Consider the following 24685-nt stretch of genomic DNA (forward strand, 5'->3'; position numbering starts at 1 on the left):
GATTTGGCTGGGCTGACGCCTTCGCGAGCAGGCTCACTCCTACAGGTTTTGTGGTGGGCTCGAGTTTTGCGGCAACGCAGGACCAATGTGGGAGCCAGCCTGCTGGCGATGGCGGTGTGTCAGGCACTGAGGATTTGGCTGGGCTGACGCCTTCGCGAGCAGGCTCACTCCTACAGGTTTTGTGGTGGGCTCGAGTTTGCGGGCAACGCAGGACCACTGTGGGAGCCAGCCTGCTGGCGATGGCGGTGTGTCAGCCGATGATGTTTTGGCTGGGCGGACGCCTTCGCGAGCAGGCTCACTCCTACAGGTTTTGTGGTGGGCTCGAGTTTGCGGGCAACGCAGGACCATTGTGGGAGCCAGCCTGCTGGCGATGGCGGTGTGTCAGGCACTGAGGATTTGGCTGGGCTGACGCCTTCGCGAGCAGGCTCACTCCTACACGTTTTGTGGTGGGCTCGAGTTTGCGGGCAACGCAGGACCACTGTGGGAGCCAGCCTGCTGGCGATGGCGGTGTGTCAGTCGATGATGATTTGGCTGGACGGACGTCATCGCGAGCAGGTGTGGTGCGTTATTTGAAGTGGATGGTCGCCGCTGGCTTGACGTCGATCCGCGCCACGGAGCTGGTGAGGGCGGCGAAGTCCTTGTTGTGCTCGGCAATGATGTCTTCGGCGCTCATCGTGCCGTTGTCGACAGTCGAATGCGCATCTTGCGCGACCACCACGTCATAGCCCAGTTCATGGGCGCGGCGCACGGTGGCGTTGACGCAGTAATCGGTCTGCAGGCCGCAGATCACCAGGCGCTCGAAATCTTCGCTGGGCAACAGCTTGCCGAGATCAGGCTGGTAGAAAGAGTCCCCGGTGGTTTTGCCAACGCGCAGATCCTTCGTCGAAGTCTGCAGATCTTTGGCGAGTTGCCAACCGTCAGTACCGTGAGCGAACGCACCGTCCTTTTCTTCATGTTGAATCAGCACCACCGGAGCCCCGGCCTCGCGAGCGCGGCGGCTCAGATCATTGATCGCAGAGATCACGCGGTCGATTTCAAAACACTGATATTCACCAGCACACAGAGCCTGCTGGACGTCGATGATCAGTAATGCGGTGGTCATGTCGAGCCTTCCTTGATCAGTCCTTGAGAATGGGGCGGACCTGAGTCCGCCCCTTTTTTACTCCGCTCAATAGCCCAATGACAAGCCGGTATTGCGCCGTGGATCGTTGGCACCGTAAAAGCGGTTCTTGCCCACCGGTTTGCCGCCCAGCGCCGGTGCACCGACCAGAATCGCAGCGATATGGTTAGGGTCCTGCGGGCCGGCGAATTTGTGGCCCCAGCTCTCGAGTAACTTTTTCGTATCGGGGCTGGCGGCGAAGTCTTCGAGGTTGGTTTCCTCGGGCATCCACTGTTGGTGGAAACGCGGAGCGTCGACGGCTTCCTGCAAGCCCATGCCGTAGTCGATGACATTGAGCATGGTCAGCAAGGTCGCCGTAATGATCCGGCTGCCGCCCGGCGTGCCGACCACCATCACCACTTTGCCGTCCTTGGTGACAATGGTCGGACTCATCGATGACAACGGCGCCTTGCCCGGCGCGATGGCGTTTGCTTCGCCCTGCACCAGACCGTACATGTTCGGCACGCCAACCTTGGAGGTGAAGTCGTCCATTTCATCGTTGAGGATCACCCCGGTCTTGCTCGCCATCACGCCCGCGCCGAACCAGTCGTTGAGGGTGTAGGTGACCGACACCGCATTGCCCCACTTGTCGACAATCGAGTAATGCGTGGTGTTGCTGCCCTCATGTGGCGCGACGCCGGGTTTCAGTTCGGCCGATACGCCAGCCTTCTGCGGCTGGATCGCGTCGCGCAGTTTGGTCGCGTAGTTCTTGTCCAGCAGATGTTCGATCGGGTTTTTGACGAAATCCGGATCGCCGAGATAGCTGTTGCGATCAACATAAGCGTGGCGCATCGCTTCGATCTGATAATGCATGCCCTGGGCGGAATGGAAGCCCAGATCCTTCATCGGATAGCCTTCGAGAATGTTCATGATCTGGCAGATCACCACGCCACCGGAACTGGGCGGCGGTGCCGAGACCACGTGATAACCGCGATAATCGCATTCCACCGGAGCCAGTTCGCGGGTCTTGTATTTGTCGAGGTCGGCCTGAGTGATGATGCCTTTGTTGGCCTGACTGGAGGTCACAATCGCATCCGCGACCCAGCCTTTGTAGAAGCCGTCTGCGCCTTTTTCGGAAATGCTGCGCAGGGTTTTGCCAAGGTCCTTCTGCACCAGTTTTTGCCCGACTTGCATCGGTTCGCCGTTGTGCAGGAAAATCGATCCGGAGTCACGCATGTCCTTTTTGAACACGTCCGTGGCGTACTCCAGCAGCTCGACATCGCCCTGCTCCAGGGCAAAACCGTCTTCGGCCAGTTTGATCGCCGGTGCGATCATTTCCTCTCGCGCTTTGGTTCCGTACTTGCTCAGTGCCAGCTCCATGCCGGACACGGTCCCGGGCACGCCAACCGCCAGGTGCCCGCGGGTACTCAACTCAGGAATGACGTTGCCGTCCTTGTCCAGGTACATGTTCGCCGTTGCCGCCAGCGGTGCTTTCTCGCGAAAATCAAGAAAGGTCTTACGTCCGTCCGCCAATTGAATGGTCATGAAACCGCCGCCACCGAGGTTGCCTGCCGCCGGATACACCACCGCCAGCGCATAGCCCACCGCGACCGCCGCATCGACGGCATTGCCGCCGCTTTTCAAAACATCGACGCCGACATGAGTGGCCAGATGTTGTGCGGTGACCACCATGCCGTTTTCCGCAGCGACCGGTGCCACCGACGCGGCGTGAGCCATGAGACAGCTGAGTGCCAGGGACGTCGCAATCAGCGACTTGGCCAAAGGTTCGTACTTCATGAGTCGATCTCTTTTTTGTTTTAGGGGACGGCGCAAAACCACGTGCAGCGTTTCAAGCGCAATCAGCAGTATGGTCGGCTTTACGTATTGCGCCTCCCTGTTGCGCCGCTATGCTGGACGCTGTTCACACTTTCCAGCGGGGTTGCACTGATGCCTTACACATTCATCACCCTGCCCTCGCCGGTCGGCGAGCTGAAGCTGGTGGCGAACGGTTCGCGACTGGCGGCCATCCTCTGGGAAAACGACAAACCGAACCGGGTACGCCTCGGGCCGATGAGCGAGGCACCGGGCAATCCGGTCCTGCAAAACACCGCCCGGCAGCTCGATGAATACTTTTCCGGGACTCGTGTTTGCTTCGACCTGGAACTCGACTTCGCTGGCACGCCTTTTCAGCGGCAAGTCTGGGCTGCATTGCTGACCATTCCGTTTGGCGAAACCCGCACCTACAGCCAGATCGCCGAGCAAATCGGCAACCCCACTGCCGTGCGGGCCGTGGGCGCGGCGAACGGGCGCAATCCGATCTCCATCGTCGCGCCATGTCATCGGGTGATCGGCGCATCGGGGAAGCTGACCGGTTTCGCCGGCGGGCTTGAAGCAAAAGAGCGGCTGCTGATCCTTGAGGGTGGCCAATGGTCGCCCATTGGCAAAACCGGTGAGCTGTTCTGACTCAGGCACCGAACAGATTATTCATCGCTGCATACTGCAACAGCATGATGGTCTTGGCATCGCAGATCTCACCGCGCTGAAACGCCGCCAGCGCCGCGTCGAACGCCCATTCCAGCACTTCCAGCTCCTCGGTTTCCTCCTCCAATCCGCCACCGTCGCTGACCTTTGAGGCCGCGTCGTATTCGGCGATGAAAAAGTGCAATTTTTCGGTCACCGAACCCGGGCTCATGTAAGCCTCGAACACCTTCTTCACATCGTGCACGCGATAACCGGTTTCCTCCTCGGCTTCATCGCGGATACGTTGCTCTGGCGCCGCGCCTTCGAGCAAACCGGCCGCCACTTCGATCAGCAACCCGTCATGGCCGTTGACGAACACCGGCAAGCGGAATTGCCGGGTCAGTACTACCGTGCGTTTGTCGCGGTTGAACAACAGAATCGCCGCGCCGTTTCCGCGATCGTAGACCTCACGGGTCTGACGCTGCCATTCGCCATTGTTGCGGTGATAGTCAAAGGTGATCTTCTTCAATAAATACCAGTCGTGGGACAACACCTGAGTGTCGACGATATTGACCCGCTCGGCTGTGTTGGACATGACGCCTGATCCTTTAGTCGTTGATGGCCTCCGGGCCTGCAAATGCCCGGTTATTTGGACGAAAAAAGCCAACCATATATCGCCCTACAAAGCATGTCGAACCGTCCTGCAGACACTGCCTACTTTCCCCGACTTCTTTCTCGTTTGATCCCCCGCAAAGTCCTCGCACCCTTTTGATGTGCGCGAGCGACTGCGAATGTTTGAACCTGATCGGCTCCTGGCCCTGAACACCAGCATCGGTTTGCTGGTGGTGGCCGCGCTCAATCCCGAGCAACCGGATTTCAACTACGACGCCTGCGCCGAGCAGTTCTGGACCGGCACCGCGCTCGACATCGAGCAGGTGTTTACCGTCGGCAACGACGTGCGCCTCAGTGCGCCGATCACCTCGCGCCAGTCGCTCAGTTCAACGGTGGTCACATTATCGTCATTGGCTTGACTCAATCCGCACTGGCAATCAGTTACTTGTAATTCAATAGCCGACCTGCGAACAAAAGCCCGGCAGGACTACCGGGCTCGTTCATGTACCGTTAATTAGCCATGAAGTCTCCACTGATAAAGTCTTTATGGAGCACAGCTTGATCCTTCCAAGCAATTATTCTCGAGGCCATCACCCCGTCATTTAAAATCAACATCAAACGCTTGATAAAATGCATTGCCAGTATTGGCAACGATCCACATCAGCACGATGACGTGACGACCCTTTTTGCTTGTCGGCAGTATCACCTCGTGGTCGACCTTGGCTTTCAATTCCCCCGCATGGCTGTAATACGGGACCTGCGGATAGAAGTCCTCGAAAAACGGTTGCGCCTCGAGTTGTGAGCGGGTGATGCGTTGCTGCGGATCCCAGCCATCCCGGGTAATCAACCAGCGATAACCACGGGTGGTGTGTGGCGCTGTGTATTGCCATTTGATCTGAAGGGTTTGACCGGCAGTGACATTGAGCAGCGGCCATGCAAACGGACGACCGAGCTTTGTGCTCATCTCGGCATCGGTGAAGTTCACACAGTCGCGTGCATCGTCCTTACCCCCGCTGAGGATGTAACCGTCGGCAGGTGGCGCAACGCTGGCCGAGTCGGTTTCATACGGTGACGGAAACGGCCCTGCCACCCGCGCCGGGAAGTTCTTGCCACCCTCCATCTCGTTGACCTGCCAGCCGCTCAGCAAGCCGAGATCGATTGCCACCGCACCGCGACTGGCTGGAGACGTCACGCGACCGTGTTTCAATTGGTTTTCTGGAATTGCCTGATTCATGATTTTTCACTCCATTGATTGATGACTCTCCTTCCCGAGGAGAGGACTTCAAGCTAACGGAGGTGAATTTTTTGTCCATTGGCGAATTTGTCGCGGTCAGCGAATTGCTGCCAACCAAACGCCGTAAATACTGGATAGATATACAGCCATCGGCGACAACGCCCACGCGCGATGACGGTAAAAGATTACACGCCAACACTACAAGGGCTGCCATCCGGTGTTCAGGTGAGCTGAGCCTGAAACTCCTTCTCATACTGCCCAGCCAACTGCTCTTTTTGCTTGTCATCAAGCAGTTTGCCGGCCATCTGAAAGAACTTATGCTCTTCTTCCTCAAGGTGATGATGAACCTTGTCCGACAGTTTCTTCGCCGTCGCCAGCCACGCCGGGCTGGACATCTCGGTTTCGTCGAGCTCCTCCATCATTTCGTCCATTTCATGGTGCTCGGAGATGGCATGACGGCTCAGGTCGACCCCTTCATCCATCGCCATCAACGGAATATAGAAATGGCGCTCTTCAGCAGTTTCGTGGGCTTGCAGTTCAGCTTTCAGCTGTTTGTAGGCCTCGACCCGCTCCGGACTGTCGCCGCTGGTTTCGATCAGGGCTTTGGCGTAGCTGCGCTGGCGCTCGTGGCTTTCACGCAGGGCTTCGAAAATATTCATGGGGGTCCTTGTTGGCGGCGTTCGGGAATGACGCTGTAAACGCTAGACCCCGGCGCAAGCGAAGCGGTTCCAAAGCGTGGGCAAGCGCTTGGAAAATGAGCGCCGGGCAGGATAGGCTGCGAGTTCCTAAAACAAGGAAGTCCCGCATGAATCTGCGCATCGAGTTGTCAGAAAATCCTACAGAAGACGAACGACAAGCCATTTTGGCGCCGTTGCATGCCTACAACGTGGCGAAGGCCGGAATTGCGGTTGCAGAGCCACTTACCCTGCTGGTACGTGACGATGACGGCCAGATTCTCGGCGGGCTGTATGGCCGACTGGCGTGCCAATGGCTGTTCGTCGACCTGCTCTCAGTGCCTGAAGCGGGTCGCGGTCAAGGCATAGGATCAAAGCTGATGCGCATGGCCGAAGACCTCGCGCGGGAGAAAGGCTGCATCGGCGCCTGGCTCGACACGTTCGACTTTCAGGCGCCCGGGTTCTACAAGAAGCTCGGGTATAGCCAATTTGGTGAGATCGTCGACTATCCACCGGGGCACAAGCGGCATTTCTTTCAGAAGCGCTTTGCAGGGTGAACGCAGCGGCGCATTCGCGAGCAATCTCGCTCCCACGATGGTTTGGTGTCGATCATACATCCAAGGTGGGAGCGAGCCTGCTCGCGATGGCGGCACAAGCCGCACCGCTAAACTGGCCTAGAGACAGGTCGCCAGCGCCGCCAACCGGCGCTTGGCAACAAAATCGTCTTTCTGCGCGTAGTAATTCAGTGTCGTGCCCGAAGCGTCAGTGATCACGTCAACGAACGACTCCGCCGAACGGGTATACACCGTGGTGCCTCCCGTATGGCGCGGTTCCATATAGGCCGCCGCATCCACGCCGAACACCGCTTCATCCTGCCAGCCAAACTGCACGCACTGTGCGACGACTTTTTCGGCCTTGTCGGAGTTCAGGACTTTGTAGGGTGTTTGGGTCCGCGCATCGTTCATCACCGAACCTGCACAGCCGGCGAGCATCGTGGCCGTCAGCGCTAACATCAGAATTCGCATCGCATTCGCTCGTTGGCAAAAAAGCGGACTGTATCACCGCAATCGCCGAAATCGTTCTGCTTTACTGCATTTATCGCGCGACAGACGCACAGCGCTGCGGCACCCTAGAGTCATCAGTCTTACAAGGAAAACACATGGCGCCTACCGATCAGCGACATGAGCATGCTCTGAAATTGTTTCTCGACGCACGTCCCGAACTGCGCGAAACCCTCGACCACCTCAACCCGTTGCTGGCGCAGGCCAAGGGCGAAACCCAGGCGCAGTATCGCGAAGAGCGGCTGCACGAAGCGTTTGAAGCCGAGGCGGAAAGTCAGGGGTTGTTTGCCTGGGAGCTGACGTTGCAACTGACGGCAGATTCGCCAGAGGAATATCAGACGCAGCGTCTTGAAGTACACCGTGAAGTCGCGGAAATGGCCGGGATGGATTGGCTGGAATACTGCGATTTATATGGCATCAAGCCGTAACCAATCGTAGGAGCGAGCCTGCTCGCGATAGCGGTGTGTCAGGTGAATAACTTGTGAACGACACACCGCTATCGCGAGCAGGCTCACGCCTACAGGGATGTGCATCAACTTCGGTTTCGCGGCAGCCTGCATAAAGCTTTATCATGGCCGCAGTTTCGCTGATCGAGTCCGTCATGAAGTTCGCCATTGCGCTGTTTTCCGCCGCCCATGCGCCCTCCTCGCGCCGCGCCCTGCTGTTTGCCCAGGCGGCGCTGGCCGGTGGGCATGAAATCGTCCGGCTGTTTTTCTATCAGGATGGCGTCTATAACGCCTCCGACGCGCTGGTCACGCCGCAGGACGAACTGGACCTGCCCAAGCAGTGGCGCACCTTCATCACTGAGCAGAAACTCGACGGCGTTGTGTGCATCGCCGCCGCCCTACGCCGCGGTGTATTGAGCGCGGAAGAAGCCAAGCGCTATCAGCGTGAGGCGGTTTCGATCAGTGCGCCGTGGGAATTGTCCGGCCTCGGCCAGCTGCATGATGCAGTTCAAGATGCCGATCGTCTGATCTGCTTCGGAGGCGCGTAAATGGCCAAATCACTGTTGATCATCAGCCGCCAATCGCCCTGGTCCGGCCCCGGCGCTCGCGAAGCGCTGGACATCGTGCTGGCTGGTGGTGCGTTCGATCTGCCGATCGGTTTGCTGTTTCTCGATGACGGCGTGCTGCAACTGGCCGCGGGGCAAGACGCCAAGGCGCTGCAGCAGAAAGACCTCAGCGCCAATCTGCAAGCGCTGCCGATGTTCGGTGTTGAGGAGCTGTTTTATTGCGCAGAAAGCGCCAACGCGCGTGGACTCGGAAAACTCTCCCTGGACGAAGCGCAGGCGCTTTCTGCCGAACACATCACCGCCCTTATTGACCGCTACAACCAGGTGATCACCCTCTGATGTCGACTTTGCACGTGTTGTCTCACTCCCCTTTCGGCGACGATCGCCTGAGCAGTTGCCTGCGCTTGCTCGGCAGTGCTGATGCATTGCTGTTGTCCGGCGATGCGGTGTACGCCCTGCAACCGGATAGCGCGCCGTTTTTCGCCCTGCACGACAAAAAAATCCGTCTGTTTGTATTGCTTGAAGATGTACAAGCACGTGCGATCGAGATTCCGGACTGGGCCGAAGCCATCGACTATCCGGCCTTCGTCGAGCTGTCGATCCACCACGACAAGGTCAACAGCTGGTTATGAATGCACTGACTGTCGGCGCCCGCGCCATTGAACTGGACAAGGACGGTTTCCTTGTCGATCTGAGCGACTGGTCAGCCGAAGTCGCCAGCGCCCTGGCCGCCGCAGAAGATATCGAGTTGACTGCCGAACACTGGGAAATCCTCGAACTGCTGCGCAGCTTCTACGCCGAATTCCAGCTGTCCCCCGCCACTCGCCCGCTGATCAAGTACACCGCGCTGAAACTCGGTGCGGAAAAAGGCAACAGCCTGCACCTCAACCGACTGTTCAAAGGCACCCCTGCCAAACTCGCCGCAAAACTGGCGGGCCTGCCCAAACCGACGAATTGCCTATGACCGACTTCCCAGCATTGACCCTCGAAACGCCCGCCGAGCACCCGTTCGCGCAGTTCGTGCGCATTCTCGGCAAAGGCAAGCGCGGCGCGCGTGATCTGACGCGCGAGGAGGCCCGCGAAGCCATGGGCATGGTCCTCGATGACAAGGTCGAAGACACCCAGCTCGGCGCCTTTCTGATGTTGCTGCGGCACAAGGAAGAAAGTGCCGAGGAAATGGCCGGTTTCACCGAAGCCCTGCGCGAACGCTTGCACGCGCCAGCCCTGAACGTTGACCTCGACTGGCCGACCTATGCCGGGAAAAAACGCCATTTGCCATGGTATCTGCTGGCCGCCAAGTGCCTGGCGCAGAACGGCGTGCGTATCTTCATGCACGGCGGCGGCGCGCACACCGCCGGGCGGCTGTACAGCGAACAATTGCTGGGAGAACTGAGTATCCCGTTGTGCCGTACCTGGCCGCAGGTCGGCGAGGCGCTGGATAACGGCGGACTGGCGTTCATGCCGCTGGTGGACTGGGCGCCACAACTGCAAAAGATGATCGACCTGCGCAATACGCTTGGCCTGCGTTCGCCGATTCATTCGTTGGCGCGGATCCTCAACCCGCTGCGCGCGCGATGCGGCCTGCAAAGCATTTTCCATCCCGGCTATCAGGCAGTGCATCGCGATGCCAGCGGCTTGCTCGGCGACACCGCGATTGTGGTCAAGGGCGATGGCGGCGAAATCGAGATCAACCCGGACGCCACCAGCCATCTCTACGGCACCACTGGCGGGCAAAGCTGGGACGAGGAATGGCCGCAGCTGTCGGCGCAACGCCATGTCAAACCGGCGACGCTGGATGTCGCGCATCTGAAAGCGGTGTGGCGTGGTGAGGTGGTCGACAGCTATCCGCAAATGGCCTTGATGGCGACCATGGCACTGGCCTTGCGCGGCCTTGGTCAGAGCCGTGAGCAAGCCTTCGCCACGGCCGAGCAGTATTGGACCGCGCGGGACAAATCGATTTAACCGATCATTCACGCCCGATCTTTGCGCTTTTTGTTCGAACTCATCGGAATAGACTCGGCTCCAATGAATATTGGTTTACGGAGTCTGAATCATGGGTTTACTCGTCGATGGCCGCTGGCAGGACAAGTGGTACGAAAGCAGCAAGGACGGCGCGTTTCAGCGCGAACAGGCTCAACGCCGCAACTGGGTCACCGCCGACGGCGAGCCGGGCCCGAGCGGTGAAGGCGGCTTCGCTGCCGAAGCCGGGCGCTATCATCTCTACGTTTCGCTCGCCTGCCCGTGGGCGCATCGCACCCTGATACTGCGCAAGCTCAAAGGCCTGGAGAGGCTGATCGACGTCTCGGTGGTCAGTTGGCTGATGCTGGAAAACGGCTGGACCTTCGACAAAGCGCTCGGCTCAACCGGCGACAAGCTCGACGGCTTCGATTACATGCATCAACGCTACACCGCCGACACGCCTGATTACACCGGGCGCGTCACGGTCCCCGTGCTGTGGGACAAGAAGCTCAAGCGCATCGTCAGCAACGAATCCGCGGAAATCATCCGCATGTTCAACAGCGCATTCGACGCACTGACCGGTAATGACCTCGACTTCTACCCGGCGCCGTTACGCAGCGAGATCGATGCGTTGAACGAGCGAATCTATCCGGCAGTGAACAACGGCGTGTACCGTGCCGGCTTCGCCACGTCGCAGCAGGCCTATGAACAAGCGTTCGATGAGGTATTCGCCGAACTCGATCATCTGGAACAACTGCTGGGCGCCAATCGTTATCTGGCCGGCGAGTACCTGACGGAAGCCGATGTGCGTCTGTTCACCACGATGATCCGCTTCGATGCGGTGTACCACGGCCACTTCAAGTGCAACCTGCGCCGGATCGCCGATTATCCGAATCTGTCGAACTGGCTGCGTGAGATGTATCAGATCGAGGGTGTTGCCGAGACGGTGGATTTTCAGCACATCAAGCATCACTACTACGGCAGTCACAAGACCATCAACCCGACGGGCGTGGTGCCGAAGGGGCCGGAGCAGGATTTTACTGTGGGCCATGATCGGGCACGGCTGGCGGGCAAAGGGGTTTGGCGCCGGGGTTAAGAGATCAGGTGTTTTTGAAGGCCCCCATCGCCAGCAGGCTGGCTCCTACATTGGATCTGTGTCGTGCACAAATCCCTGTGGGAGCCAGCCTGCTGGCGATTGCGGGCGCCTCGGTCTTTCAGACCTGCGCCTGAGCCCCTTCAAACCACGCCAGTTTCTCGCGAAGTTGCACCACTTCACCGACGATCACCAGTGTCGGAGCATGCACTTCATGCTCCGCCACCAATCGCGGCAAGTCGGCCAGCGTGCCGGTAAAGACCCGCTGGTTGACCGTGGTGCCCTGCTGGATCAACGCCGCCGGGGTGTCCGCCGAACGACCATGCTTGATCAATTGCTCGCAGATGATCGGCAGCCCCACCAGGCCCATGTAGAACACCAGCGTCTGCGCCGGCGCGACCAGGTCGGACCATGGCAGATCGGTGGAGCCGTCCTTCAAGTGGCCGGTGACAAAGCGTACCGACTGCGCGTGGTCGCGATGAGTCAACGGTATCCCGGCATATGCCGCGCAACCGCTGGCGGCGGTAATCCCCGGAACGACCTGGAATGGAATGCCGTGAGCCGCGAGCTCTTCGATCTCTTCGCCGCCACGCCCGAAAATGAACGGGTCGCCGCCCTTCAGCCGCACGACACGCTTGCCGGCCTTGGCCAGATCGACCAGTTGCTGATTGATCTGCTCCTGCGGCACCGCATGCTCGGAACGGCGCTTGCCGACGTACACCCGCTCGGCATCGCGACGGCACAGTTCGAGGATTGCCGGAGCAACGAGGCGGTCGTAGAGCACCACATCGGCCTGCTGCATCAGACGCAAGGCCTTGAAGGTCAGCAAATCCGGATCGCCCGGCCCGGCACCCACCAGATAGACCTCGCCGGTGGTCACCATTGCTTCGCCATCGATCTTGGCTTGCAGCAGGCGCTCGGCTTCGGCGCCCTGCCCGGCCAGTTGCCGATCGGCAATCGGACCCTGAAACACGTCTTCCCAAAAACCGCGACGCTGCTGCACATCCGGAAACAGGTTTTTCACCTGATTGCGAAACCGCGCAGCCAGCCCGGCCAGATGACCGTAAGTCGAGGGAATCCAGGTTTCGATCTTGGCGCGAATCAAGCGCGCCAGCACCGGCGCGTCGCCGCCGCTGGACACGGCGATGATCAACGGTGAGCGATCGACGATCGCCGGGAAGATCACGCTGCACAGGGCCGGCGCGTCGACCACGTTGACCGGAACGCAACGTCGATGCGCATCTGTCGAGACTTGCGCATTAAGCGTTTCGTCGTCGGTGGCGGCAATGATCAGCCCGCAGCCGTCGAGGTCCGCCTCAACATAGCCACGCAGCACACATTCGCCGCCACTGGCAGCGACGAGTTCGGCCAGTTGCGGTTCGATTTCAGGTGCGACCACCCGCAGCAGCGCACCGGCATCGGCCAGCAGGCGGGATTTGCGCAAGGCGATTTCCCCTCCACCGACCACCAACACACGACTGCCGCGCAGGTTGTGAAACAGCGGCAGATATTTCATTTAGCCGATGACCTCAAGGCCACCCATGTACGGCTTGAGTACGTCCGGTACACGGATCGAACCGTCAGCCTGCTGGTAGTTTTCCAGCACCGCCACCAGCGTACGGCCGACCGCCAGACCGGAACCGTTCAAGGTGTGTACCAGCTCTGGCTTGCCGGTTTCCGGGTTGCGGAAGCGCGCCTGCATGCGGCGAGCCTGGAAATCACCACAGTTGGAGCACGAGGAAATTTCGCGGTATTTGTCCTGACTCGGGATCCACACTTCCAGATCGTACGTCTTGACCGCGCTGAAGCCCATGTCGCCGGTGCACAGCGCCAGGGTGCGGTATGGCAGACCCAGCAGTTGCAGGACTTTTTCAGCGTTGGCGGTCAGGCCTTCCAGCGCTTCCATCGACTGCGACGGCTCGACGATCTGAACCATTTCGACTTTGTCGAACTGGTGCTGACGGATCATGCCGCGAGTGTCGCGACCCGACGCGCCAGCTTCGCTACGGAAGCACGGAGTGTGGGCAACGAATTTGATCGGCAGCAGCTTCGAGTCGACGATTTCGCCGGCAACGATGTTGGTCAGCGACACTTCGGCGGTCGGGATCAGGTACAGATCGGCTTCGCCTTCGCGAGCGATCTTGAACAGGTCTTCCTCGAACTTCGGCAATTGACCGGTGCCTTGCAGCGCCGGCGCCTGAACCAGATAAGGCGTGTAGGCCTCCTCGTAGCCGTGCTCGTTGACGTGCAGGTTGATCATGAACTGCGCCAGCGCGCGGTGCAGACGGGCGATCGGGCCACGCAACAGGGCGAACCGTGCGCCGGACAGCTTGGCCGCGGTTTCGAAATCCAGCCAGCCGAATTTCTCGCCCAGGGCAACGTGGTCTTTCACTTCGAAATCAAACTGCGTCGGGGTGCCCCAGCGGCGCACTTCAACGTTGTCGTCTTCGTCCTTGCCGACCGGCACGGATTCGTGCGGCAGGTTAGGAATGCCCAGCAGGATCGCGTCCAGTTCGGTCTGGATCGCGTCCAGTTCGACTTTACCGGCGCTCAACTCACTCGCCATGCGCTCGACATCCGCCATCAGTGGCGCGATGTCTTCACCGCGCTGCTTGGCCTGACCGATGGATTTGGAGCGCGCGTTACGTTCAGCCTGCAGTGCTTCGGTGCGGGTCTGAACGGTCTTGCGCTGTTCTTCCAGCGCTTCGATGCGCGCGGTGTCCAGGGCAAAGCCACGGGAAGCCAGGCGGTCCGCTACGTCCTGAAGGTTGCTACGTAACAGTTTGGAATCGAGCATGTCGGTTTCTCGTTATCAAAGTTTGGTCAGAGACAGGCCGGCCCACGTCGCGAGCAGCCCGCCGAATACGCTGAGTGCCGCATAGCCAAGGGCCAGCGGCAGCTGCCCGCTTTCCAGCAGGCGCACCGTATCCAGTGAAAAGGATGAAAAAGTCGTCAGCCCCCCGAGGAAGCCGACCATCAACCCGGCACGTACCTCGATCGGCACCTCCGGGCGTATCAAAAACAGGCCGTACAACACGCCAATCAGCAGACAGCCCACGATATTAACGGCCAGCGTCGCGGTATAGAAGTGCCGCGGCCAATTGGCGCTGACCCAATTGCCGGTGGCGAAGCGCAACAGGGTGCCGGCAACACCGCCGACCGAGACCGCAACAATCAATGGGACCACTATTTTCTCCGCTGTCTTGGGCTCAGACGATCGAGCTGAGCGAGGTGATTGAGCTTCTCGCCGATCTTCAATTCCAGACCACGCGGCACGGGCTGATAGAACGGAATCGGTTCGAGTTCTTCCGGGAAATAGTCTTCGCCGGCCGCGTAGGCATCCGGTTCATCGTGGGCATAGCGGTATTCGTCGCCATAGCCCAATTGCTTCATCAGTTTGGTCGGCGCATTGCGCAGGTGCAGTGGCACTTCCAGCGAGCCGTTTTCCGCCGCCGCGCGCAAAGCGGTCTTGAAGCCCATGTACACCGCGTTGCTTTTCGGCGCACAGGCCAGATAAGTAATGGCTTGGGCCACGGCCAGCTCGCCTTCCGGACTGCCGAGACGCTCCTGCACTTCCCACGCTGCCAGGCACAGGCTCAGCGCGCGCGGGTCGGCGTTGCCGATGTCTTCGCTGGCCATGCGCACCACGCGCCGCGCCAGGTACAGCGGATCGCAGCCGCCGTCGATCATCCGCGCGAACCAGTACAGCGCGCCGTCAGGATTGGAACCGCGTACTGACTTGTGCAGCGCAGAGATCTGGTCGTAGAACGCTTCGCCGCCCTTGTCGAACCGGCGACGGGTATCGCCGAGCAGGCTTTGCAACAGATCGGTGCCGATCTCACTGTTGTCTTCGGCCAGGTCCGAGGCGTTTTCCAACAGATTGAGCAGGCGCCGACCATCGCCATCGGCAGCGGACAGCAGCATCTGGAAACCTTCATCGCTGAGGGTCAGATTGCGCTTGCCGAGGCCGCGCTCTTCGCTCAGTGCGCGGCCGACCAGCTTGCGCAGCGCCGCTTCGTCGAGGCTTTTGAGCACATAGACGCGGGCGCGCGACAACAAGGCGTTGTTGAGTTCGAACGAGGGGTTTTCCGTGGTGGCGCCGATGAAGATCAGTGTGCCGTCTTCCACGTAAGGCAGGAAGGCGTCCTGCTGGGACTTGTTGAAACGGTGGACTTCATCGACGAACAGAATCGTGCGTTTGCCGTACTGGCCGGCCTGTTGCTTGGCAATTTCAACGGCCTGACGGATCTCCTTGACTCCGGCGAGCACCGCCGAGACCGTTTCGAAGTGCGCATCCGAGACTTCCGCGAGCAATCGCGCCAGCGTGGTCTTGCCCACGCCCGGCGGCCCCCAGAAGATCATCGAGTGCAAGGCACCCTGCTCCAGCGCCTCACGCAGCGGCTTGCCACGCGCGAGCACGTGTTCCTGACCGACGTACTCGTCCAGATTGGTCGCACGCAAACGCGCGGCCAGTGGCTGGGCAATCGGTGCACTGCGAAACAGATCCATCACGTAGCGTTGAAACCTCTATTTGAACCGGTTGCCATTCATGCTTTTGATTTTGCAGGAGTGAGCCTGCTCGCGATAGCGGTGGATCAGACAACGAAGTGGTGACTGACAGATCGAATCGCGAGCAGGCTCACTCCTACAAGGGGTTTTGTGTTTATTCCTGGATAACGTCGGCACCCTTGGGAATGTCGAACTTGAATTTCGAGGCCGGCACCGCTTCGTTGGCCTTGACCCCGGTAAACAGGATATTGGTGCGCTGGCCGACACTGTCGATCAGTTGCATGTCGTTGAGCAGACCGTTGCGGAACGACAGGCGCAGGTTGTCGAACAGGGTGTCTTTGGTTTTCGGCTTGAGGGTGAAGTCGATCACACCGCCCGCCTCTTTCGCGCTGATGTCAAAGCTCTGGCTGATTTTGGACACGTCGCCGGACAGCAGCAGCGCTGGGGTCTGGGTCAGGCGCTCGTCGAGTTTCTTGATAGTCGCCTGTTCCAGGTCCGGGTCCCACAGAGTGACTTTCTTGCCGTCGGAGACCATGGTCTGCTCGGCCGGGGCATTGGTGTGCCAGTAGAACAGGCCCGGACGCTGCAGGGTCATGTTGCCGGTGGTTTCCTGCAACTGGGTGCCGCTGCCGTCGAGGGTCAGCTGCGAGAAGTTCGCGCTCAGGGTCTTGGATGTTTCCAGCAATTGGGTCAGACGCGCCACGTCCTTGTCATCGGCGTGGGCCGTGAGCGTGGTCAGCGCCAGTACTGGCAACAGCATGCGGATAAGACGCATGGGAGTCCTCTTGAATATTCGTTGGGAGAGGACGGCGCGTCATTGCGCCATCCTTTGTGCAAAAAGGGTTTCGAATCAATCGCGAACCGGGCCCGGAGCAAGGACTTCGCGAGAACCGTTGGTGTTCATCGAAGTGACGACGCCGGCCATTTCCATGGCTTCGATCATTCGGGCTGCGCGGTTGTAGCCGATTTTCAGCTTGCGCTGTACCGCGGAAATCGAAGCACGACGGCTTTCCAGCACAAACTGTACGGCTTCGTCATACAACGCATCGGCTTCCGGATCATCGCCGTCGCCGCCACCGCTGCTGCCTTCAAAACCGCTGCCGGCCTCTTCGACACCGTTGAGAATATCGTCGTTGTATTCCGGTGCGCCGCGCAGTTTCCACGCTTCGACCACACGGTGAACTTCATCGTCGGACACGAACGCGCCGTGAACCCGGATTGGCAGACTGGTGCCTGGCGGCATGTACAGCATGTCACCATGGCCAAGCAGTTGTTCGGCGCCGCCCTGATCGATAATGGTCCGCGAGTCGATCTTGCTCGACACCTGGAATGCCATACGGGTCGGAATGTTGGCCTTGATCAGACCGGTGATCACGTCTACCGATGGCCGCTGGGTCGCAAGGATCAGGTGAATGCCCGCGGCACGGGCCTTCTGTGCGATACGGGCGATCAGCTCTTCAACCTTCTTGCCGACGATCATCATCATGTCGGCGAATTCGTCGACCACAACAACGATGGTTGGCAGTTTTTGCAGCAGCGGCGCTTCGTCGTGGATGCTCTCGCGCTTGTACAGCGGATCGCTCAACGGCTCACCGGCATCCTGGGCTTCCTTGACCTTGGCGTTGAAGCCGGACAGGTTACGCACGCCCATCTTGGCCATCAGCTTGTAGCGACGCTCCATTTCGGCAACGCTCCAGCGCAGGGCGTTGGCGGCGTCTTTCATGTCGGTCACAACCGGGCACAGCAGGTGCGGAATGCCTTCGTAGATCGACAGTTCGAGCATCTTCGGGTCGATCATGATCAGCTTGGCGTCTTCCGGGCCGGACTTGAACAGGATCGACAGGATCATTGCGTTCACGCCCACGGACTTACCGGAACCGGTGGTACCGGCAACCAGCAGGTGCGGCATCTTCGCCAGGTCAGTGATGACCGGTTTGCCACCGATATCGTGACCGAGTGCCAGGGTCACCGGCGATTTGAAGTTGTCGTATTCAGGCGTCGACAGCACTTCGGAGAAACGCACGATCTGTCGGTCTTCGTTGGGAATCTCGATGCCGACTGTAGTCTTGCCCGGAATCACCTCTACCACCCGCACGCTGGTCACTGCCAGCGAACGCGCCAGGTCCTTGGCCAGGTTGGCGATGCGGCTGACCTTGACCCCAGCTGCAGGCTGAATCTCGTAACGGGTAATCACCGGGCCGGGATGGATCGAATCCACAGCGACTTCGACGCCGAATTCCTTGAGTTTGATTTCCAGCAAGTGCCCGACCGCTGCAAGCGATTCCGGCGAGTAATTGAGCTGTTTCTTTTCCGCAGGATCGAGGATCGAGATCGGCGGCAACGTGCCTTCCACGGCGCTGTCGACGAACAACGGCACCTGCTTCTCTTTCTGCACGCGCTTGCTTGGCTCGGGCGCTTTGGCCGGCGCCGGGGCGATCACTGGCGGCACCTGCTTCTCGCGATCGGACATGTGCTTGCTCAGGGCTTGCTCGCGTTCGATCAGGCGTTCTTTGACCTTGGCCTGTTCGCGCTTATCGGTGACCGTTGGCGCCACCACATCATGCACGCGATCGTCGACCTCTCGCAGTTGCGCGACCAGTTGCTTGCGTTCGGTGCGTGCCGCCCACCAGCGATTGAGCGCGCCCTGAAACAGTTCAAACAGGTCGAGGGTGATCTTGCCGGTGATGTCCATCACCTTGAACCACGACAGATCGGTAAACACCGTCAGACCGAACAGGAACAGCGCGATGAACAGCAGCGTGCTGCCCTGAATGTTCAGCGCATTCTTCGCCAGATTACCGAGGCTTTCGCCCAACGCACCGCCAGCACCCGCCGGCAGGCCGGACGCCGCATGGAAATGCAGATGCGCAAGCGCCGCGCCGGACAGCACCAGAAATACCAGACCGATCAGGCGCCAGGAGAACAGCCAGCCACTCCACTGCCACGGCTCGTGGCGCTGACGGAAGATCTGATACGCCTTGATCGCCAGCAACAGCGGGAAGATGTAGGCGAAGTAACCGAGCACCATAAACAGGATGTCGGCGCTGTAGGAGCCCGCCGGACCGCCGAAATTCTGCACGTCATCGATCTTGCTGTTGTGGCTCCAGCCCGGATCGTCCTTGCCGTAGGTCAGCAAAGCCATCATCAGGAACAGGCACAAGGCACCGATGGCGATCAATGCACCTTCCTTGAGCCGGTAGTGCAATTGTTGACGCCAGAGCGGAACGACTGTTTTGGGTGCTTCGGTGGATTTCTTCAAAACGCTTCTTTTCCTGCGCACAAGGCGCGTCCATCTATTGAATGACGATAAAAAACTGCCCAATCCAGGCAGGTAAAAAATCAAACGAGCGCAAACGGAACTACTTTTAACATTACGCCGCGCTTTTTATAAACACAGCACATGACCAGCATTGTCTGATAACCCGCCATTGTACGGGTTTGTGCGTTCGATGCCATGCTTCAAACCCCGTGATTGAGCATAGCCAGGCGCGCAGAAGCTGCGACGCAATTTGAGCATGCATTTACCTTTTGTGACAAAGGCTTATGAAGGCTATTTGATGAACGTAGCGAAGCAGCCGATATCCACCCGGCTGCGATGCTCGCCGCGCACTGCCACGGTGTCGCTTACGACCACGGCTGACACACCAAGTTGCAGCTCAATACTGGCTGCGTCGAATATCTGTGCAGGACATCGGCGCTTTTTCGCGGCAAACTCTTTCGCGGCGCCTGCGCGCCCTGACCGCCCTCCCCTTCTGCAAGCCTGGATGCCATGCTGACCTGGTTACAACGCAATTCCATGACCTTCCCTCCATTGGAAAAGGCCATGCGCGAGCCCAACGGATTGCTCGCCGCCGGCGGTGATTTGTCTGCCGATCGTCTGATTCAGGCTTATCGCCATGGCTGCTTTCCGTGGTTTTCCGAAGGCCAGCCGATTCTCTGGTGGTCGCCGGATCCGCGCACCGTGCTGTTTCCCGACGAGCTGCACGTTTCGCGCAGCCTCGGCAAACTGCTGCGCAAGGAACGCTATCAAGTGACCTTCGATCAGGATTTCGAAGCCGTGATTCGCGCCTGCGCCGCGCCCCGGGATTACGCCGATGGCACGTGGATCACCGAGGCCATGCAGGATGCCTACATCGAATTGCATCGTCGCGGCTTCGCCCACTCAGTGGAAGTGCGCGATCAGGGCGAGCTGGTCGGTGGCCTGTATGGCTTGGCGATGGGCCGATTGTTCTTCGGCGAATCGATGTTCAGCCGCGCGGACAATGCCTCCAAATATGGCTTTGCCACACTGGTGCGCCATCTGAAGGACGCCGGTTTCGTGCTGATCGACTGCCAGATGCCCACCGATCATTTGCACAGCCTCGGTGCGCGAGCGATTCCCCGCGAGCAATTTTCCGATTATCTGGCGCGACATCTGGATCAACCCAATCATGCGACCTGGGTTTGCTGAGCGACTTTTGCGCAGGTGGCTTACACTTAATCCACCAGCTTATTCCGAGGGTTGATTCATGACCGAGTTGGCGCGCCTGAAGTTCTATGCCACTCAGCCCCACTCTTGCAGTTATCTGCCCGAGGAGCAGGCCACGACCCTGTTTCTCGATCCGAGCCAGCCCATGGATGTGCATGTCTACGCAGACCTGTCGGAAATGGGTTTTCGTCGCAGCGGCGATCATCTGTACCGCCCGCATTGCCAGAATTGCAACGCGTGCGTGCCTGCGCGCATCCCGGTTGCGCAGTTCCTGCCCAACCGCCAGCAAAAACGCATTTTCAAACGCAACGCCGATTTGCAGGTGCGTCCGGCCAAGCCGCAATTCAGCGAAGAATATTTCGACCTGTACCAGCGCTACATCGAACAACGCCACGCCGACGGCGACATGTACCCGCCGAGCCGCGATCAGTTTTCGACCTTTCTGGTCCGCGATCTGCCCTTCTCGCGCTTTTACGAATTCCGACTCGACGGACGGTTGCTGGCGGTAGCGGTGACCGATTTGCTGCCTAACGGCCTCTCGGCGGTCTACACCTTTTACGAACCGGCCGAAGAACGCCGCAGCCTGGGACGTTTCGCGATCCTCTGGCAAATCGCCGAGAGCCAGCGCCTGGGGCTTGAGGCGGTCTACCTCGGATACTGGATCAAGAACTGCAAAAAGATGAACTACAAGACCCAATATCGCCCGATCGAACTGCTGATCAACCAGCGCTGGGTCATCCTCAACTAAAGCAAAAGCTCAAACCCCTTGGCGTAAACCCCATTTTTCGGGCACAATGCACGCCGCTTTTGCCTGGCGCAGTTGCACCGGGCCATTCACTGGATACCGAGGGCTTTACTGCATGTCGAAAGAAGACAGCTTCGAAATGGAAGGCACTGTCGTCGACACCCTGCCCAACACCATGTTTCGTGTGGAGTTGGAAAATGGGCACGTCGTAACCGCGCATATTTCCGGCAAGATGCGCAAGAACTACATTCGTATTCTTACCGGTGACAAAGTGCGCGTCGAACTGACGCCCTATGACTTGAGCAAAGGGCGCATCACCTACCGCGCTCGCTAATCAAGTCAATACATAACGCCCGGCTTTTAGCCGGGCGTTTTTGTGTCTGGGGTTTGGGTTTGGGTTTGGGTGCAAATCCGTTTGCTGCGGCTGTGCTTGAATTGCTCAAGATCAAAAGCAACGTCAAAAGCCCCTCACCCTAGCCCTCTCCCGGAGGGAGAGGGAACTGACCGGGGTGGATGCGAAAGATCTGCCGACGTGAAATACCGAGTCGAACACAAGTTTTGAACGACCCACAAACCGGCTCCCTCTCCCTCGGGAGAGGGCTGGGGTGAGGGGCAGCCACACCACAAATCCAAAAGCCAACCACCCGCTTCTAACCACTCAACAATGAGCGTTAGCTCGCGTGCTCTTGATCTTGCTTTTGACTCACCGGCGACGTCGGAAGGCTGAGTGGAGGGATTGATCCGGGCGTGGGAGCGCAGCGACCGTACGACGAAGTCGTACACAGCGGAAGTAGGTGCAGCGAAGCAAACCGTAGCCGCTGCGCCCGGATCGATTCCGCAGCGAAGGAACCCGAGCTTGCGAGGGCCGAACGCAGGAGCAAGCCTTTTCGGTTACCTTTTTGCTGGGCCGGCACTCCGGCGTTTGAAAAAGGTGACCCGCTGTAAGAGCGGAACCCTAATCAGCCGTTACCGCAGCAACGGATATTCACTCAACCCCAACAAACAACGCACAACAAAAAAGGCGCCCGAAGGCGCCTCAGCTTCACAACAAAACGATCAGGCCATCTCCGCCGTAGTTTCGAAGTCAAACGTCAACTCACCATCCTTGATGTCGATGTGCACCACACCGCCATGCTCGGCCAGCTCGCCAAACAGAATTTCCTCCGCCAGCGGACGCTTGATCTTGTCCTGGATCAGACGCGCCATCGGACGTGCGCCCATTGCCGAGTCATAACCACCCGCCGCCAGCCAACTGCGCGCCGCGTCAGTCACCTCAAGCAACACACGCTTGTCTTCCAGCTGCGCCTGAAGCTCGGTGAGGAACTTGTCCACCACGCTTTTGATAACCTCATGACTGAGGCGACCAAACTGGATAATGGTGTCCAGACGGTTGCGGAATTCCGGCGTAAAGCTCTTCTTGATCACTTCCATCGCATCGGACGAGTGGTCCTGATGAGTGAAACCGATCGAAGCGCGCGCCGCCGTTTCGGCACCGGCGTTGGTGGTCATGATTACGATCACATTGCGGAAGTCCGCCTTGCGCCCGTTGTTGTCGGTCAGCGTACCGTGATCCATCACCTGCAGCAGCAGATTGAAGACTTCCGGATGCGCCTTCTCGATTTCATCGAGCAGCAATACGCAATGCGGCTGCTTGGTGATCGCTTCGGTCAACAGACCGCCCTGATCGAAGCCGACATACCCTGGAGGCGCACCGATCAGACGCGAGACGGTGTGACGCTCCATGTACTCGGACATGTCGAAGCGCACCAACTCGATCCCCAGCGCCTTGGCCAATTGCCGCGCGGCCTCGGTTTTACCCACACCGGTCGGCCCTGCAAACAGGAACGAACCGACTGGCTTGTCCGGCGACTTGAGCCCGGCACGAGACAGCTTGATTGCAGTCGACAGCGAATCGATCGCCGCGTCCTGACCAAACACCGTCAGCTTCAGGTCACGCTCCAGATTACGCAGCAATTCCTTGTCGGAACTGGTGACATGCTTCGGTGGAATCCGCGCAATCTTCGCCACGATGTCTTCGACCTGCGGCACTTCGATACGCTTGACGCGCATCTCCACCGGTTGCAGACGCTGATAGGCGCCCGCCTCGTCGATCACATCGATGGCCTTGTCCGGCATATGCCGGTCGTTGATGTAGCGCGAAGCCAGTTCGGCAGCGGCGCGCAACGACTCATCGCTGTACTCGATGTTGTGGTGCTGCTCGAAACGGCCTTTGAGACCACGCAGGATGCCGATGGTGTCTTCCACCGACGGCTCGACCACATCGACCTTCTGGAAGCGACGCGCCAGAGCACGGTCCTTCTCGAAGATGCCGCGGAACTCCTGGAACGTCGTCGAACCGATGCAGCGAATGTCGCCAGACGACAGCAGCGGCTTGAGCAGATTCGAAGCATCCATGACACCGCCGGACGCAGCACCGGCACCAATAATGGTGTGGATCTCGTCGATGAACAGAATCGCCTGCGGACGCTTTTTCAGTTCGTTGAGCAGCGCCTTGAAACGCTTCTCGAAATCACCGCGGTATTTGGTGCCTGCCAGCAGAGCACCAAGGTCCAGCGAGTAAACGACGCTGTTGGCCAGCAGATCCGGCACCTGATTGTCGACAATGCGCTTGGCCAGGCCTTCGGCAATCGCGGTTTTACCCACGCCTGCTTCGCCGACCAGCAGCGGATTGTTCTTGCGCCGGCGCGCGAGAATCTGCGCAACACGCTCGACTTCCGATTCGCGGCCAACCAGCGGATCGATGCGACCCTGGCGCGCGAGCTCGTTGAGGTTGCTGGCATAAGCATCCAGAGGATTGCCTGAAGAAGAAGACTCACCGCCCTCGTCGTCCTGCATATCTTGTTCACCTTCAGAGTGATCGCCATGCCCCGGTACTTTGGAAATGCCGTGGGCGATGTAGTTGACGACATCGATGCGCGCAACGCTCTGCTGTTTCAGCAGGAATACGGCCTGACTCTCTTGCTCACTGAAGATGGCGACGAGCACATTGGCGCCAGTCACTTCGCGTTTGCCGGAGCTCTGTACGTGGAAAACAGCACGCTGCAGGACACGCTGGAAGCCCAGGGTTGGCTGGGTTTCGCGATCTTCGTCATGGACGGGGATCAATGGCGTGGTGGAGTCGATGAACTCCTGCAGGTCGTGCTTGAGTTTGTCGAGGTTCGCGCCGCAGGCACGCAAAACGGTGGCGGCAGCCTCATTGTCCAATAGGGCCAACAGGAGATGTTCGACGGTCATGAACTCATGACGCTTCGAACGAGCCTCCTTGAAGGCTAGATTGAGGGTGACTTCGAGCTCGCGGTTTAACATAGCTTCACCTCATACCCAAGTGGTCGGCGATTAACCGTCCTTCTCGATTTCACAGAGTAGCGGATGCTGGCTTTCCCTGGCGTACTGGTTGACCTGCATGGCCTTTGTCTCGGCGATGTCGCGGGTAAACACTCCACATACTGCTCGCCCTTCTGTATGGACGGCCAGCATGACCTTGGTCGCCAGCTCGCGATTCAGGTTAAAAAACACCTCGAGCACTTCGACGACGAAATCCATCGGTGTGTAGTCATCGTTGAACAAAACCACCTTGTACATCGGCGGCGCCTGTAATGCAGGCTTTGCTTCCTGAACAGCAACGCCTGCCGAATCGTCGTCGTGCTCCTGTGGAAGATCCTTTTGGAGAAGCGGGCGATCCTGATTGAATGTTAGTCGAATCTGGCTGATTGCATGCATGGAAAGAAAGGTTCGTCA

Annotated in this window: 26 protein-coding genes and 1 pseudogene; 13 read left to right on the plus strand and 14 right to left on the minus strand. The window is 59.1% G+C overall.

Annotated features, from left to right (window positions below; genetic code table 11):
* Window positions 1–565 precede the first annotated feature (565 nt).
* Together BLU52_RS14615 and ggt are read right to left on the minus strand one after the other, a co-directional pair.
* A complete protein-coding gene (locus BLU52_RS14615; RefSeq protein ID WP_090284307.1) occupies window positions 566–1102 on the minus strand; it encodes a cysteine hydrolase family protein in 537 nt (178 codons plus the stop codon).
* A gap of 66 nt (window positions 1103–1168) precedes the next feature.
* Entirely contained in the window at window positions 1169–2896 is a 1728-nt protein-coding gene (gene ggt, locus BLU52_RS14620) for a gamma-glutamyltransferase (protein WP_090284310.1), read from the minus strand.
* Window positions 2897–3046: 150 nt separating this feature from the next.
* Here ggt and BLU52_RS14625 point away from each other — a divergent pair, with 150 nt between their 5' ends.
* Window positions 3047–3562, plus strand: a complete 516-nt coding sequence (locus BLU52_RS14625; RefSeq protein WP_090284312.1) for a methylated-DNA--[protein]-cysteine S-methyltransferase — start codon at window positions 3047–3049, stop codon at window positions 3560–3562.
* A gap of 1 nt (window position 3563) precedes the next feature.
* Here the strand turns inward: BLU52_RS14625 and BLU52_RS14630 are convergent, their stop codons facing one another.
* Window positions 3564–4154: an NUDIX domain-containing protein gene (locus BLU52_RS14630; RefSeq protein WP_090284314.1), complete on the minus strand. Its 591-nt coding sequence runs from the start codon at window positions 4152–4154 to the stop codon at window positions 3564–3566.
* Window positions 4155–4350: 196 nt separating this feature from the next.
* On the opposite strand from BLU52_RS14630, the pseudogene BLU52_RS14635 reads away from it, so the two are divergent.
* Window positions 4351–4566 (plus strand): annotated as a pseudogene (locus tag BLU52_RS14635) (hypothetical protein); the annotation flags it as partial.
* A 203-nt stretch (window positions 4567–4769) separates the two neighbouring features.
* On the opposite strand, the gene BLU52_RS14640 reads toward BLU52_RS14635, so the two are convergent.
* Together BLU52_RS14640 and BLU52_RS14645 are read right to left on the minus strand one after the other, a co-directional pair.
* A complete protein-coding gene (locus BLU52_RS14640) occupies window positions 4770–5405 on the minus strand; it encodes a lytic polysaccharide monooxygenase auxiliary activity family 9 protein (RefSeq protein ID WP_090284316.1) in 636 nt (211 codons plus the stop codon).
* A 221-nt stretch (window positions 5406–5626) separates the two neighbouring features.
* Window positions 5627–6064 (minus strand): hemerythrin domain-containing protein, encoded by a 438-nt coding sequence (locus BLU52_RS14645; protein ID WP_090284318.1) that lies wholly within the window; start codon window positions 6062–6064, stop codon window positions 5627–5629.
* Between the two features lie 146 nt (window positions 6065–6210).
* Between BLU52_RS14645 and BLU52_RS14650 the strand changes: the two genes are divergently transcribed.
* On the plus strand, window positions 6211–6636 hold the full coding sequence (locus BLU52_RS14650; protein WP_090284321.1) for a GNAT family N-acetyltransferase: 426 nt from the start codon (window positions 6211–6213) through the stop codon (window positions 6634–6636).
* Window positions 6637–6753: 117 nt separating this feature from the next.
* Here BLU52_RS14650 and BLU52_RS14655 read toward each other — a convergent pair whose 3' ends face one another.
* Window positions 6754–7104 carry a hypothetical protein gene (locus BLU52_RS14655; protein WP_090284323.1) on the minus strand — a complete coding sequence of 117 codons (351 nt, stop codon included), beginning with the start codon at window positions 7102–7104 and terminating at the stop codon, window positions 6754–6756.
* Between the two features lie 134 nt (window positions 7105–7238).
* Between BLU52_RS14655 and BLU52_RS14660 the strand changes: the two genes are divergently transcribed.
* The 7 genes from BLU52_RS14660 (at window position 7239) to BLU52_RS14690 (ending at window position 11207) form a co-directional block, all read left to right on the plus strand.
* Window positions 7239–7568 (plus strand): DUF6388 family protein, encoded by a 330-nt coding sequence (locus tag BLU52_RS14660; RefSeq protein ID WP_090284325.1) that lies wholly within the window; start codon window positions 7239–7241, stop codon window positions 7566–7568.
* A gap of 173 nt (window positions 7569–7741) precedes the next feature.
* The gene (gene tusD, locus BLU52_RS14665) at window positions 7742–8134 is read left to right on the plus strand and encodes a sulfurtransferase complex subunit TusD (protein WP_090288579.1); all 393 of its coding nucleotides are present in this window, start codon (window positions 7742–7744) and stop codon (window positions 8132–8134) included.
* A complete protein-coding gene (gene tusC / locus BLU52_RS14670; protein ID WP_090284327.1) occupies window positions 8135–8491 on the plus strand; it encodes a sulfurtransferase complex subunit TusC in 357 nt (118 codons plus the stop codon). It begins immediately after the preceding gene.
* Complete coding sequence (tusB, locus tag BLU52_RS14675; RefSeq protein WP_090284329.1) at window positions 8491–8784, plus strand: sulfurtransferase complex subunit TusB; 294 nt, start codon at window positions 8491–8493, stop codon at window positions 8782–8784. Before tusC ends, tusB begins: the two co-directional genes overlap by 1 nt.
* Window positions 8781–9116, plus strand: coding sequence for a TusE/DsrC/DsvC family sulfur relay protein (locus tag BLU52_RS14680; RefSeq protein ID WP_090284330.1), 336 nt, complete (start codon window positions 8781–8783; stop codon window positions 9114–9116). The genes tusB and BLU52_RS14680 overlap by 4 nt, the downstream gene beginning before the upstream one ends.
* Window positions 9113–10114 carry a glycosyl transferase family protein gene (locus BLU52_RS14685; RefSeq protein WP_090284332.1) on the plus strand — a complete coding sequence of 334 codons (1002 nt, stop codon included), beginning with the start codon at window positions 9113–9115 and terminating at the stop codon, window positions 10112–10114. The genes BLU52_RS14680 and BLU52_RS14685 overlap by 4 nt, the downstream gene beginning before the upstream one ends.
* A 91-nt stretch (window positions 10115–10205) precedes the next feature.
* A complete protein-coding gene (locus BLU52_RS14690) occupies window positions 10206–11207 on the plus strand; it encodes a glutathione S-transferase family protein (protein ID WP_090284334.1) in 1002 nt (333 codons plus the stop codon).
* 118 nt (window positions 11208–11325) lie between these two features.
* Here BLU52_RS14690 and cysG read toward each other — a convergent pair whose 3' ends face one another.
* The 6 genes from cysG to BLU52_RS14720 all read right to left on the minus strand — a co-directional run bounded on the left by cysG (window position 11326) and on the right by BLU52_RS14720 (window position 18993).
* On the minus strand, window positions 11326–12720 hold the full coding sequence (gene cysG / locus BLU52_RS14695) for a siroheme synthase CysG (RefSeq protein WP_090284335.1): 1395 nt from the start codon (window positions 12718–12720) through the stop codon (window positions 11326–11328).
* A complete protein-coding gene (serS, locus tag BLU52_RS14700; RefSeq protein ID WP_090284337.1) occupies window positions 12721–14001 on the minus strand; it encodes a serine--tRNA ligase in 1281 nt (426 codons plus the stop codon).
* Window positions 14002–14016: 15 nt separating this feature from the next.
* Complete coding sequence (gene crcB / locus BLU52_RS14705; RefSeq protein ID WP_090284339.1) at window positions 14017–14391, minus strand: fluoride efflux transporter CrcB; 375 nt, start codon at window positions 14389–14391, stop codon at window positions 14017–14019.
* On the minus strand, window positions 14391–15713 hold the full coding sequence (locus BLU52_RS14710) for a replication-associated recombination protein A (protein ID WP_090284341.1): 1323 nt from the start codon (window positions 15711–15713) through the stop codon (window positions 14391–14393). Before BLU52_RS14710 ends, crcB begins: the two co-directional genes overlap by 1 nt.
* 154 nt (window positions 15714–15867) lie before the next feature.
* The gene (gene lolA / locus BLU52_RS14715; protein ID WP_090284343.1) at window positions 15868–16488 is read right to left on the minus strand and encodes an outer membrane lipoprotein chaperone LolA; all 621 of its coding nucleotides are present in this window, start codon (window positions 16486–16488) and stop codon (window positions 15868–15870) included.
* A 75-nt stretch (window positions 16489–16563) separates the two neighbouring features.
* The gene (locus BLU52_RS14720; RefSeq protein WP_167359897.1) at window positions 16564–18993 is read right to left on the minus strand and encodes a DNA translocase FtsK; all 2430 of its coding nucleotides are present in this window, start codon (window positions 18991–18993) and stop codon (window positions 16564–16566) included.
* A gap of 489 nt (window positions 18994–19482) precedes the next feature.
* Between BLU52_RS14720 and aat the strand changes: the two genes are divergently transcribed.
* The 3 genes from aat to infA all read left to right on the plus strand — a co-directional run bounded on the left by aat (window position 19483) and on the right by infA (window position 21260).
* A complete protein-coding gene (gene aat, locus BLU52_RS14725; RefSeq protein WP_090284347.1) occupies window positions 19483–20163 on the plus strand; it encodes a leucyl/phenylalanyl-tRNA--protein transferase in 681 nt (226 codons plus the stop codon).
* Between the two features lie 58 nt (window positions 20164–20221).
* Window positions 20222–20929 carry an arginyltransferase gene (locus BLU52_RS14730; RefSeq protein ID WP_090284349.1) on the plus strand — a complete coding sequence of 236 codons (708 nt, stop codon included), beginning with the start codon at window positions 20222–20224 and terminating at the stop codon, window positions 20927–20929.
* Window positions 20930–21041: 112 nt separating this feature from the next.
* Window positions 21042–21260, plus strand: coding sequence for a translation initiation factor IF-1 (infA, locus tag BLU52_RS14735; protein ID WP_002553999.1), 219 nt, complete (start codon window positions 21042–21044; stop codon window positions 21258–21260).
* A gap of 722 nt (window positions 21261–21982) precedes the next feature.
* Here infA and clpA read toward each other — a convergent pair.
* Complete coding sequence (gene clpA, locus BLU52_RS14740; RefSeq protein ID WP_007964841.1) at window positions 21983–24253, minus strand: ATP-dependent Clp protease ATP-binding subunit ClpA; 2271 nt, start codon at window positions 24251–24253, stop codon at window positions 21983–21985.
* Window positions 24254–24283: 30 nt separating this feature from the next.
* Window positions 24284–24667: an ATP-dependent Clp protease adapter ClpS gene (clpS, locus tag BLU52_RS14745; RefSeq protein ID WP_011334948.1), complete on the minus strand. Its 384-nt coding sequence runs from the start codon at window positions 24665–24667 to the stop codon at window positions 24284–24286.
* Window positions 24668–24685 lie beyond the last annotated feature (18 nt).

Source organism: Pseudomonas granadensis (assembly GCF_900105485.1).
Lineage (GTDB): Bacteria > Pseudomonadota > Gammaproteobacteria > Pseudomonadales > Pseudomonadaceae > Aquipseudomonas > Aquipseudomonas granadensis.

Excerpts from the sequence above, each read along its gene's own strand:
- BLU52_RS14615 (WP_090284307.1), bottom strand. The coding sequence starts at position 1,102 with ATGACCACCGCATTACTGATCATCGACGTCCAGCAGGCTCTGTGTGCT.
- ggt (WP_090284310.1), bottom strand. The coding sequence starts at position 2,896 with ATGAAGTACGAACCTTTGGCCAAGTCGCTGATTGCGACGTCCCTGGCA.
- BLU52_RS14625 (WP_090284312.1), top strand. The coding sequence starts at position 3,047 with ATGCCTTACACATTCATCACCCTGCCCTCGCCGGTCGGCGAGCTGAAG.
- BLU52_RS14630 (WP_090284314.1), bottom strand. The coding sequence starts at position 4,154 with ATGTCCAACACAGCCGAGCGGGTCAATATCGTCGACACTCAGGTGTTG.
- BLU52_RS14640 (WP_090284316.1), bottom strand. The coding sequence starts at position 5,405 with ATGAATCAGGCAATTCCAGAAAACCAATTGAAACACGGTCGCGTGACG.
- BLU52_RS14645 (WP_090284318.1), bottom strand. The coding sequence starts at position 6,064 with ATGAATATTTTCGAAGCCCTGCGTGAAAGCCACGAGCGCCAGCGCAGC.
- BLU52_RS14650 (WP_090284321.1), top strand. The coding sequence starts at position 6,211 with ATGAATCTGCGCATCGAGTTGTCAGAAAATCCTACAGAAGACGAACGA.
- BLU52_RS14655 (WP_090284323.1), bottom strand. The coding sequence starts at position 7,104 with ATGCGAATTCTGATGTTAGCGCTGACGGCCACGATGCTCGCCGGCTGT.
- BLU52_RS14660 (WP_090284325.1), top strand. The coding sequence starts at position 7,239 with ATGGCGCCTACCGATCAGCGACATGAGCATGCTCTGAAATTGTTTCTC.
- tusD (WP_090288579.1), top strand. The coding sequence starts at position 7,742 with ATGAAGTTCGCCATTGCGCTGTTTTCCGCCGCCCATGCGCCCTCCTCG.
- tusC (WP_090284327.1), top strand. The coding sequence starts at position 8,135 with ATGGCCAAATCACTGTTGATCATCAGCCGCCAATCGCCCTGGTCCGGC.
- tusB (WP_090284329.1), top strand. The coding sequence starts at position 8,491 with ATGTCGACTTTGCACGTGTTGTCTCACTCCCCTTTCGGCGACGATCGC.
- BLU52_RS14680 (WP_090284330.1), top strand. The coding sequence starts at position 8,781 with ATGAATGCACTGACTGTCGGCGCCCGCGCCATTGAACTGGACAAGGAC.
- BLU52_RS14685 (WP_090284332.1), top strand. The coding sequence starts at position 9,113 with ATGACCGACTTCCCAGCATTGACCCTCGAAACGCCCGCCGAGCACCCG.
- BLU52_RS14690 (WP_090284334.1), top strand. The coding sequence starts at position 10,206 with ATGGGTTTACTCGTCGATGGCCGCTGGCAGGACAAGTGGTACGAAAGC.
- cysG (WP_090284335.1), bottom strand. The coding sequence starts at position 12,720 with ATGAAATATCTGCCGCTGTTTCACAACCTGCGCGGCAGTCGTGTGTTG.
- serS (WP_090284337.1), bottom strand. The coding sequence starts at position 14,001 with ATGCTCGATTCCAAACTGTTACGTAGCAACCTTCAGGACGTAGCGGAC.
- BLU52_RS14710 (WP_090284341.1), bottom strand. The coding sequence starts at position 15,713 with ATGGATCTGTTTCGCAGTGCACCGATTGCCCAGCCACTGGCCGCGCGT.
- lolA (WP_090284343.1), bottom strand. The coding sequence starts at position 16,488 with ATGCGTCTTATCCGCATGCTGTTGCCAGTACTGGCGCTGACCACGCTC.
- aat (WP_090284347.1), top strand. The coding sequence starts at position 19,483 with ATGCTGACCTGGTTACAACGCAATTCCATGACCTTCCCTCCATTGGAA.
- BLU52_RS14730 (WP_090284349.1), top strand. The coding sequence starts at position 20,222 with ATGACCGAGTTGGCGCGCCTGAAGTTCTATGCCACTCAGCCCCACTCT.
- infA (WP_002553999.1), top strand. The coding sequence starts at position 21,042 with ATGTCGAAAGAAGACAGCTTCGAAATGGAAGGCACTGTCGTCGACACC.
- clpA (WP_007964841.1), bottom strand. The coding sequence starts at position 24,253 with ATGTTAAACCGCGAGCTCGAAGTCACCCTCAATCTAGCCTTCAAGGAG.
- clpS (WP_011334948.1), bottom strand. The coding sequence starts at position 24,667 with ATGCATGCAATCAGCCAGATTCGACTAACATTCAATCAGGATCGCCCG.